The organism is Algoriphagus antarcticus, from assembly GCF_002150685.1.
Taxonomy (GTDB): domain Bacteria; phylum Bacteroidota; class Bacteroidia; order Cytophagales; family Cyclobacteriaceae; genus Algoriphagus; species Algoriphagus antarcticus.
In genome coordinates, this window is record NZ_MSSW01000071.1 from 20,425 (window position 1) to 31,753 (window position 11,329).

General features: G+C 40.1%; 6 protein-coding genes. 2 read left to right on the top strand and 4 right to left on the bottom strand.

Annotation, left to right across the window (positions count from 1 at the left end; all coding sequences use genetic code 11):
- Positions 1–50: 50 nt before the first annotated feature.
- Positions 51–2,705: a DUF5686 and carboxypeptidase regulatory-like domain-containing protein gene (locus BVH04_RS20715; protein WP_086543386.1), complete on the bottom strand. Its 2,655-nt coding sequence runs from the start codon at positions 2,703–2,705 to the stop codon at positions 51–53.
- Positions 2,706–3,227: 522 nt separating this feature from the next.
- On the opposite strand from BVH04_RS20715, the gene BVH04_RS20720 reads away from it, so the two are divergent.
- On the top strand, positions 3,228–6,218 hold the full coding sequence (locus BVH04_RS20720; protein WP_086543372.1) for a SusC/RagA family TonB-linked outer membrane protein: 2,991 nt from the start codon (positions 3,228–3,230) through the stop codon (positions 6,216–6,218).
- A gap of 19 nt (positions 6,219–6,237) precedes the next feature.
- Entirely contained in the window at positions 6,238–7,725 is a 1,488-nt protein-coding gene (locus BVH04_RS20725) for a RagB/SusD family nutrient uptake outer membrane protein (protein ID WP_086543373.1), read from the top strand.
- 984 nt (positions 7,726–8,709) lie between these two features.
- On the opposite strand, the gene BVH04_RS25555 is transcribed toward BVH04_RS20725, so the two are convergent.
- The 3 genes from BVH04_RS25555 to BVH04_RS20740 all read right to left on the bottom strand — a co-directional run bounded on the left by BVH04_RS25555 (position 8,710) and on the right by BVH04_RS20740 (position 11,329).
- Positions 8,710–8,883, bottom strand: coding sequence for a hypothetical protein (locus BVH04_RS25555; protein ID WP_169714475.1), 174 nt, complete (start codon positions 8,881–8,883; stop codon positions 8,710–8,712).
- A gap of 30 nt (positions 8,884–8,913) precedes the next feature.
- Entirely contained in the window at positions 8,914–9,510 is a 597-nt protein-coding gene (locus BVH04_RS20735; RefSeq protein ID WP_205635894.1) for a hypothetical protein, read from the bottom strand.
- A 184-nt stretch (positions 9,511–9,694) separates the two neighbouring features.
- A complete protein-coding gene (locus BVH04_RS20740; RefSeq protein ID WP_086543375.1) occupies positions 9,695–11,329 on the bottom strand; it encodes a RagB/SusD family nutrient uptake outer membrane protein in 1,635 nt (544 codons plus the stop codon).

The following is an 11,329-nucleotide window of genomic DNA, read 5'->3' on the forward strand; positions in this document are numbered from 1 at the left end:
TAAAAAAACCCGGTTTCTAGCCGGGTTTTTTAGTACTTCTTTTTTTCAGATTAATCAAAACTTACATTGATAAAAGTGGCTATCCCAAACCTCACTCCACCACGTAGGTAATTAGTATTTTCAAATCCTGCTCCCATTTCCACCCGGAATATTCTAAAGAGATTATCCAAAGAATAGCCTACTTCCCAATAATTAGGCGAATTGTCAGTCTTCAAATAATTAACAAAGATGTTTTCTCTCACTCCTGAGAATCTCAGCATAGGCAGTTGTGTGAAAATGAATTTCCTAAACTGGTAATGTACTATCCCTGAGAAATACTTGGAATTTGTGCTGTATTTGTAATAGTCCATAAAACGGTAATTGGACGCTGGCCCAAAGTTGGAGAAGATAGTTCTATTCCCTCCGAAGTGCTGAAAATCCGGAAAATACACCTGATCATTTGATAAAAAAGCTCCTGCTGACAGATTGAAGTCCAGCTTGCCGCTGACTCCAAAAGTGTAATTGTGCTGAATGCCAAGCTCCAAATGATCAAAATCAGCTGCATTTCCTTCATTGCTGATACCACCAAAGGCTTTATTGTAGGATAACTTGATCAGAGGTGACCGATCATTTATCGGATATTTTCTCCCATTTCTTATTCCATACTTTATCCCTGGTCTCCACTCCAGCTCTGCATTCAATTTTAGAATGTCGTGATCGGCAAATGAATCCGAATTTGTCTCTACATTCTCTGGCTGGTTGGAAGAGTACTCCCGCCCGGACTTGTTATAGAAGCTGTAATTATTGGTGTTGAATAATTCCGCACGATGAGCATAAGTCATGTTGACTCGATAAGTAATACCTCCATTTATCCGATGCGCCCAGTAAGCTTGTGCAAAATCCTGCTCGTAAAGCTTCATGTAATTTTGCCTGAATACTAGAGTGTATAGCGCATTTACCTGCTCATTGATCGGTTCCCCTCCATTGAATTGATAGATGTATCTCCCACCTTTTATACCGAAAGTCGTCCCTGAAACAGGCAAAGTGCTGGACCATCGGAAATCAACTTTTCCATAAAAACGATTACTCGAAAAACCATAGCGCAGCTCAGGTTCAATATTGAAACTTTTGCGAAGTACGCTCACACTGTCAGCGAGTTTCGTTTCTGACTTCTTTCTATAAAAAAGGCCCAATCCAAGCTTGAAACCCTCTACTGTATTGAAAGAAGTCTTCGTCCAGTTCTGCTTGAAGCCTATAGAAACACCTTTGCCCATGCTGTAAGAGGAGCCATTCATAAAATCCAGTGGTTGGTATTTTTTCTTAGCCTTACTTGCTACCGAGTCTACATCACTCATTTTAGCAGCTTCCACTGTCGCCAAACTATCGTCCCGCTGATATCCCTGAATCTCATTCTCTGTCAATGGAACTGGACGAATACTATCCCAATAGGCTTGATTGTACTTTTTGGCCATGGAGTCGACTTCATAATAGCTCTCTTTGACCACATCCGGCTCCTCCTGTTCTTTCAGAGATTCCTTTTCATATTCGTTCAGCAGTTTGCGGTACTCCTTTCTGGTTTTGGGTTCTTCTGCAGCGAGTTGTTCCAAAGCGGAAACAGACTTATCAAACTTCACGGCTTCTTCAGGTACTTCCTGCACTTTCTCATCAATTATCTCAGGTACTATTTCCAGGTCGGGATTCAGCTCTATTTCATATTCACGGGTAGAAGCTAAGTACTTGAAATTACCTTCAAAGCCAAATATTTTCCCTCCAAAGTCATAGGTGTGCGTCAGTGGCATCCATACATTCTCAGCTACAGGAGCATATTGCTGTTTGGCTTGAACCTGAAAGCCAAGCATAGAAGTCTGCAGGTTCAAACTATGAATCGCCCACAAATCTTCAATAATGTAAATGAACCCTTCGAAGACCTGCTCACCACGAGACCTAGGCGTCACTTTGATTTTGCTCACTATTACATTCTGATCAAAAAAGCTTCCTTCATACTGAAACTTGTAATACTGAAAAGCTGACCTAGAAAGCGGAGAGATGATCCCATTGATCTTCTCTTGGTAAAAAGTAGTCTGAATGTAAGGCGCTGGCGAGGTGGATTGATTATCTCCATTGGTACGGATAGAAATTACTTTTTCTTCTACTTTATTAGGCTGGGTGAAAGTGATTCTCGAAACTGATTCAGAGGTGTAAGCCTCATTGAGTTTGAGACCTTCTTTTTCGATGGTTTTTCGAAGAAAGAAAGGCGCATCGGTCAGCTTCCCTGTTCCTTTAAGATAAACCGTCATGCTGTATTTCTGGATCTGAAGCCGATGATACTTAGCTTTGGCTATTGCCTTTCGCATGATAGTCAGTGCCGGATCTTCTGCTCCTGCCCTTACCTCCACCTCAGCCAGCGTATATTCTTGAGGTTCCAGCACAAAGTCTTTCACGATCCACCCATCGGTTACAATGATAGTTTCCAGTTGGGATTTGTAGCCAAGGTATTGGACTAATACATCGTAAACTCCCTTTGGTAACTTGTATTCGTAACTACCTTCTTCATTGGTGGGTACGCCGTCACCGAGATTTCGGATATAAACTGATGCAAAAGCCAAAGGCTCACCGTCAGAAGATCTCACCTTGCCTTTGATACCTTGGGCTTCTGAGTGATTGGTAAAAAATAACACAATAAGAGAAACACTTAAGACAACAATTAGGTGTACTTGTTTTTTCATAAAAGTCAGTTTATACCCAAAGATAAACAGCATTTCAAAACCGGCATTTTCTTTACTTAAGTTTTAAGATGATTTAGGAACATTTATTCTTCATGCTATTTTAAAAAAAAATTGCAAGAGAAACACTAGAATTCAGTGGGCAAACTAGCTGAATACGAATGCTATTATTGGAAAAACTTTCGCTGAATTTTTACAATAAAATATAACTTATTAAAAATTTTTAAGAATGTATTTCTCAAGAAAAATAAATAATATAACCCAAATGAAGTTTTTCCGATTTTTTAAAAAAAACTCTAATTCATGACTTTTCGAAAATGGAAAACGATTTCCATTGCTGAAATCACAACAAATCAGCAGTTTATTTAACTAATCAGTTGATAAAACAATATTCTGTTAAATCGAGTTTTACGATTATTAAATGGGAAAAATGTTAAGAATTGCAAAATTAAAATTAATAGCAGACTTTAGATTCGAGATAATTGAACCAAAAGTTATTTCACTCATACCAAATAATAAAACCCTATGAGAAACTATTTACTAAAACAAAAAACGTTTCTACTTGCTTTGGCGCTGATCTTCTGCGCTACCCTCGTAGCTAGCGCCCAAAGTAGAACTGTGACTGGCACAGTCATGGATCCTATCACCGGAGAAACTGTACCAGGAGCTACAGTACTTGTAAAAGGAACTACCCGCGGAACCGCCACTGATCTGGATGGAAAATTTGCCATCGATCTGCAAGCAGGAGATCAAATACTTGTGGTTTCCTTTGTTGGCTATCTCGCACAAGAGATAGAAATCGGTAACCAGACCAATATTACTGTTAACCTTGAGGAAGATATCCAAAGTCTCGAAGAAGCAGTAGTAATAGGGTACGGTACTCAGGACAAAAAAGAGATTACCTCTGCAGTAGTAGGTGTCAAACCGGAAGACTTTAACAATGGAAATGTGTCAAATCCAGCACAGCTGCTGCAGGGAAAGGTAGCCGGTCTATCAATCACGCGTGCTGGCGGTAACCCAAACAACGGTTTCAATATTAGGTTGAGAGGTCTATCTACATTCGGAGCTAACTCATCACCTCTTATTGTATTGGATGGTGTCATTGGTGCTTCGATCGAAAACGTAGATCCAAATGACATTCAATCCATAGATGTGCTAAAGGATGGATCTGCTGCGGCAATATACGGAGCCAGAGGATCTTCGGGTGTGATTTTGATCACTACCACTAAGAAGAGCAGTAAGGAAGGAATCACCAATGTTGCAATAAATTCCTTTGCTACTATGGATCAGGCGACCAATCTTCTCGACATGTTGTCTCCAGAAGAATTTGTGGCTAGAGGCGGTACAGACTTCGGTTCCAGAACAGATTGGAGAGATGAGTTGATCTCTGATGCTTTTTCATTTACAACAAACGCAAGTGTATCCGGTGGATTCAACAACACAAATTTTCTTGCTTCTGTCAATTACCGGGATAACAACGGTATCGTAAACGGTGTCTCAAATGAGCGACTAAATACCAGAATCAACGTTTCTCATGGAGCCATGAATAATAGATTGAGAATGAATCTCAATGTTTCCAACACTAGTGAGGACAGAAATTCTATTAATGACGCTGCTTTCCGCTATGCCACCATATACAATCCCACTGCCCCAATATTTGAAGATGGCGCTGATGCAGAGCGTTTTGGAGGCTATTTCCAGAGATCATTGACGGATTTCTTAAACCCTGTAGCACTTGCAAATCAGCAAAAATTTGTAAATGAAAGGAAAACAAGTTTAGTTTCGTATCAGGTTGAGTTCGATATCCTTAATAATCTTACTATATCAGCACAATATTCTAAAGATAATAGAAATGAGCTCGTTGGAAATTTCTGGTCAAGAGAGGATTTTGGAATTGGTTTTGGAGCCAGAGGTTCTGCGCAAAGAATTACGAACGACAGAAGACAGCAGATTTTCGAATCAACTTTGAGATATGATGTAGATATCGCTGACGGTTTAAACATGACTTTATTGGGTGGTATAGGGCTTCAGACCATCAAGAATCAAGGATTCAACGCCAGATCACGCCAGTTCTTGTTTGATCAAGGATGGGACAACCTTGGTGGTGGATCTATCAGAGTAGGAAATAATACCGAATTGTCTTCGTATGCAAATGAAGATCAGTTGAACTCCATATTCGGAAGAGCTAATTTTAATTATCAAAATACTTTCTTCTTCTCTGCTTCGGTTAGAGCGGAAACTTATTCCGGTTTTGGTCCAAATAATCAGACAGGTGTATTCCCAGCTGTATCCATCGGATCAGATTTTACACAGATTTTTGACATGGGTGTTTTGAGCCAGTTTAAGCCAAGAGTATCATTTGGGGTAACAGGTAATCTTCCTCCTTCACCTACTTTGGCGATTGGAGCTTTCGGTAATGGTAATAGAGTGGATTTGGATAATGATCCACTGACTACTGATGATCTATATGTTGGAATTATTCAAAACTCTAACCCAAATAGAGACCTAAAGTGGGAGAACAAACAAGAGCTTAACTTCGGAATAGATTTTGGAATCTGGAATGATAAGGTAACAGGTAGTGTAGATTATTACACCAGAAACATTTCCGATCTACTATTTCAAGTACCTGTAGAAGCTGGTACGCCAAATATTTTTGATCCCGGAAGATTTAACACCGTAGCATCCACTTGGGTGAATCTTGCAGATCTTAAGGCTGCAGGATTCGAGTTTGCAGCAACTGTAAACGCAGTTAAGTTAGGCGCAGTTACCTGGTCTCCAAGTGCAAACTTTACCATCTACCAGAAAACAACCATTGAGCGATTCTCGGCAGGCGGTTTAGGATTCACGGAATTGCGATATGCTACTCCAGGATCTCCAGGGCAAAACAATGATCCAATTATCTATAACCGAGTAGGTCAAACTTTAGGAGATATTTATGCACCAATACTGGAAGGGCTTACCGATGGAGGAGAATATATCTTATCCACTGACAATCCGGATGAATGGGAAAAAGTAGGAAACGGTCTTCCACAAGGAGAATTCGGTATTGCCAACAGCTTTATGTATAATCAATGGTCTTTAAATTTCTTCTTCCGAGGCGTTTGGGGTCATGATATTTACAATTCCTATAGAGGATTCTATGAGAATGGAGATGCGAGCTCTAACACTTGGAATTCTGTAGTGACGGATAAGACACCTACCAACCCATTGGTCACTTCTGATCCTCGTTATAATAGCTCCTACGTGGAAGACGCTTCTTTCATCAGATTGGATAACTTGGAGTTAGGTTATAATTTCAAAACCAATTTGAAAAATCTGGGTTCTTTGAGAGCGTACTTTGCGGCTCAGAATCTATTCACTATTACGAAGTATACCGGAATAGACCCAGAAGTAAGATTAACGGATTCTGAAAATGGAAATGCTTTAACTTCTGCTTTATCTCCGGGTATTGAGCGAAGAAGCACTTATTTCCAGACCAGATCCTTCACGGTAGGCGTGACGTTGAATTTCAAATAATTAATAAACTATCATAGATATGTTGAAAAATATAAGCAGAATTTTGATGGTGGTGGCGACCCCAATTCTTGTAAGTTCCTGCTGGGAACTTGACCAAGAGGTGCTCGACGGCGTGACGCAAGAACAAGTGGACAACAGCAAGAATCCTGTATTGATAGATGTGTTGAAAGCTTCGGCTTATTCAAGAATTGTAGGTAGCTGGGGTGGTCATAATAGCATTTGGTCCATCTATGAAGTATCCTCTGATGAAATGGCGATCCCTCAGAAAGGAGCAGATTGGCAAGACGGAGGACTTTGGTTGAGAATGCATAGGCATCAGTGGCTCCCTTCTGATGAAGCATTTAGAAACTCTTATAACTATTGTTTTACAGCCATCGGTGAAATCAATAACCTTCTTGTTCAGTATCCAGATTTGGAAGTATTGAATGCAGAGTTAAGTGTATTGAGATCTTTAGTTTATTTGTGGCTTATCGATAGTTTTGGCAATGTGCCGATAGTTACACAAGATGCTTTGGGAGCAAATCCAAAAAACAACTCTCGCCAAGAAGTATTTGATTTCATCGAGCAGTCCGTGCTCGATAATGTTGCACTTCTATCTACGGAATCCAATAAGACTACAATTAACTTCTATACCGCCCATGCGATTTTGGCTAAGTTGTACCTCAATGCAGAAGTCTATACTGGAACTGCCCGATGGGCTGATGCCGAAGCAGCAGCAGATGTGGTAATTTCGGGACCTTATTCTCTTAGTTCAAACTTCTTCTCTAACTTTGCTACTCGAAATAGTGGATCAACAGAAAACATTTTGACGCTACCATACGATGAAAACAATGCTGGTGGATTCAACTTGGTGCAAATGACCCTACATTATGAAAACCAGTTTACCTATGATCTTCAGGAGCAGCCTTGGAACGGATATGCTTCATTAGAAGAATTTTACAACAGTTTTGGAGATGCGGATGTTCGGAAACAATCATTTATCGTAGGAGATCAATTCTCGTCTACTGGCGCAAGGCTATTAGATGTTCAAGCTGAAGCAAACGACCCAAATGGACCTCCCTTAACATTCACTCCTCGTATTAACGAGCTTGCTCCTGGGGCATTGCGTCAGGAAGGTGTCAGAGTTGGAAAATATGAATTTGCCAATGGAGCCAGTTCCAATTTGAGTAATGATTATGTATTAATTCGATTGGGAGATATGATTCTCACTAAGGCTGAGGCGGCTTTTCGTCAAGGAAAAACTGCTGTTGCTCTTACTGCTATCAACCAAATAAGGACAAGAGCCAGCGTAGCACCTTTAACTGCGGTTACTTTGGATGCACTTTACAATGAACGTGGATATGAAATGTTTGCGGAAGCTTCCAGAAGAACTGATCAGATCAGATTCGGCAAATGGAATCAACCTTGGTGGGAAAAAGGACAATCAGAGCCTTTCAGAGCTTTGTTTCCTATTCCTTTGAATATTGTCAATGACAATCCAAACATTACCCAGAATCCAGGTTATTAATTGAATAAAATCAGCCTAATTAAAGGAAGTGTATATTTTTACACTTCCTTTTTTTTGCAATACCCATCAAGAAACATCGAAATCCGATTTTACTGATTTTAATCCTTTTTTTTTCCTGCTCCCAGGAAAAACACACTCCTAATCCGCTTTTCAAACTTCTCTCAGAGGATCTGACCGGTGTAAGCTTCCGGAATGATCTCGGTTACACTGAAAAAGTCAACCCATATACTTTTATAAATTTTTATAATGGTGCCGGAGTCGCGCTTGGACTTTTGGACGTTAACCGACTGGTCTGGATTATAATTTCTGAACAGATTCCTAAAGGGTTCCATTTCCAAGATTGAGATAGAGTTAATCATTTTCTATTAAAATCGTTGCAAAAATACAATTCCTTCAGCCATCCTTTAATATTGACATCTGAAATTCCTACCTAGGGCATAGCCAATTTGGGGGGAAAAAATCCAGTCTTCATTGTTGACAGAGTTGAATTTATTTTTTCACCCTTATCTAAGTTGTTACGGTAGAGGAATTCTGCCTGAGGACTGCTGATTCTATTTTTACTTTACCTAACTGTTGGCAGTATGCAAAGCATTATTAATAGATTCATATTTAGATCTTCGTCCTGATCTTTGTCAAAGAATGCCACCTGTGAACTTAATCCCTAAAAGTCAAACCAAAACTCCTCTTCGTATTCGTTAAAGAATAGCCTCTCTTACTTTTATCCCATTCTAGTCCCCCAGTGTGCAGACATATATATCCAAAAGTCCGCCTCCAGTGTTATCTGACATGCTCACTCCTGTCTCCTAAGCTCCTGCGGAGGCTAGTTCTCTTTGAGCAGTGAAATCTTCAAAGACCATATTTCCAATTCCTATATCCAAAAAAGACTTATTGTCAGCTATTTGTCAGAAAAGTAAAAGTCCAGAAGCCCTTTATTATTGACTTCGCCCATATCTACTCTCCTTCTCCATTGTAGAAATACAAGTATTAAATGATGTTATATTCATGCGCCTCTACCGGTTGGTTGGTGAAATCAGTGCCTGCTATATTGGAATCCAACTTCATCAACAAACATTCATACTTAGACTTACCTTGCTTATTACAGGAGTAATATTTCAAAAGGGAAAGGAGATGAGCCAATAGACAGGCTTTCTTCATCATCAGGCATTCAACGTTTAGAACGTTAATCAATCAATTTGAGGGTACATAGTTTGAAGGTTTGGTTTTCTCGAATTCCTCCCTCAGCCTTTTCTCTACTTTCAGATCTGTAAAAACCGCCTGAACAAACTGTTCATCCCGGATAAACAAATTGATTCTTCTTTTCCCGTCAATTTTGTAGTAAACCTTGCCTTGGTCTGGATGATTAATCAATTTGAAATCGTCTCCATACCAAATTTTATATTTGTCCAGAACCTTTTCCAGCAGGCTGTCTGCCCAGTATTGCTTGTTCCAGGGCGCCCAAGCAATGTATGAATAGGTAACTGGCACTTCGAACACTTCGTTTTCAATAAATGTGGGGAAAAAACGCATGCTCACCTCACTGTCAAATTCTACAGTCATCCGATGTTCCACATTAGTATTTCCTCCAGATCCCTGTGTGATAAGCTCCTGCTTATTTAGCTCAGTACAAAGGTCAAAAAAATCATTTTGCCCCATCCCCAGATAAATACCCAGAAACAGACTGTCCGATGAGTTATAGTTTTCATCTTCCCAATTGATCGGAGAATTACAGCCTTGTCCAAGGACCAAAGCGAGAAAAAAAAGTAAAATCATATTTTTATTATTCATTCTGAGGTGATATATGGATAGAAATTAAGATAAAGAGGAAAGCAAAACCTAGAATGATTTAGTGACATGAGTAATTCAACTGCAAAGCAGACGGCCAAAGCTTAAGATAATGAAAAGTGAAAAGTCAAAAAAAAACAAGCTGAGTGAACTTTCAGCCTGCTTTTTTTTATGCAACGATCCCCTATTAATTATAACCTGGATTTTGCTTCAGCTTCAGATTTGCCAAAAGCTGAGGCTGTGGGATGGGAAACAACTCCAGAAAACTTCCTGGGCTGTGCACCTTCTTAGGACGATTCATCCCCTCAAACGGCCACCATGCCTCTCCGAATTTCTTGAATCGGATCAGATCCTGTCTTCTGGTCATTTCCGCATACATTTCTCTTCCTCTCTCGTCAAAAAGATTTTTTTCTGTCAATACCGTAAATGAGTCAAGATTTCCTGCCCTCGCACGGATTTGGTTGACTAAAGCCAAAGCTTCTGCAGTTTGACCCAACTTAAACCTAGCTTCTGCAAGTGATAAAATAGCATCTGACAACCTAAATATCACAAAATCATTGCTCATATTATCAGTTCCTCCGACCTCATATTCATACTTCCCAATCCGGGCACCTGATTGACGCAACCCTTGTGGCCATATTTCATTCAAGTACGGCATGAAAGTGATTGGCTTTCCGTTTGGATCACCATTTCGGCCTGTAGGATCCGTGGGTTCCACTCCCGGGTCTTCCAGAGGAGCGCCATTTGATCTTTTCTGAGGACCAACCAAGAAATTGCTCAACCTTCCGTCAATAGTTCCTGTGGAAATTTGTAACGCTAGGCCTTTCCAAACAGGTCCTTGAACCCCCGCGTTTTTAGAAGGTTCAACATATGAATTATAAAATTCCTCAACGGTCTGAAAACCATTCCAGGGCTGTTGGGTAAGGTTATATGTGCTTTGGCTTGCGATATGCAAAGTCATCATTTGCCAGTTGAATCCTCTCGCAAAGACTTTATCATACGGATAGACAAATATATTTTCCGTTGATCCGCTATTGTTGATAATAAAGTTGTCCTTGTAGGAAACCATTAAGCTGTATGGACCGGTATTGATTATTTCCGATGCGTCAGCAGCTGCCAATGCCCATTGGGGAGTACCTGTATATACTTCCGCATTTAGGTACATCTTCATTCGTATCATCAAAGTACCCCATTTTGTCATCCTTCCGTAAGTGGTTCCGTCCTTGGCTGTCGGAAGTAGAGGGATGATTTCATTAAGTTCGGCTAATATAAAATTATAAACTTCTACCCTTGATTTCGTCTCAGGTATTTCTACAGAAGTGAAATCAGTTACAATCGGTATATTTCCAAATGCATCCATCGCCCAATAATAATACAACGCTCTCAGGGCCCTCAGTTCTGCGATAAATGCAGGGGAATTTGGGTTGTCCAAATCCTCAAATGAAAATATCAACCTGTTGCAAGTATTTATTCCACCGAAAAGAAAGCCCCATGCATTTTGGAAAAACGGATTGTCAGGTTGAAACTCATGTTGATGCAATTGAAGCCATTGTCCACCATCGAACCAGTCCCCCCCTTTAGTCGAAACTGTCAATTCGTCAGAAGACACCTCATTAAGTGCCCAAAGGCCTCCCGAATTACCAATTCCACCCAATGAGCTGTAGGCTTGGCCTAAGGCAGAAATAAATTCTTCATCTGTTTGAAAAAAGTTTTCAGCTGTAACGGCACTGAAAACTTCTTCTTCCAAGTCCACACATGATGAAGAGAAATAACTCATTCCAAGGCAAATCAAGAAGTATCTTATGTTGATTAATTTTTTCAT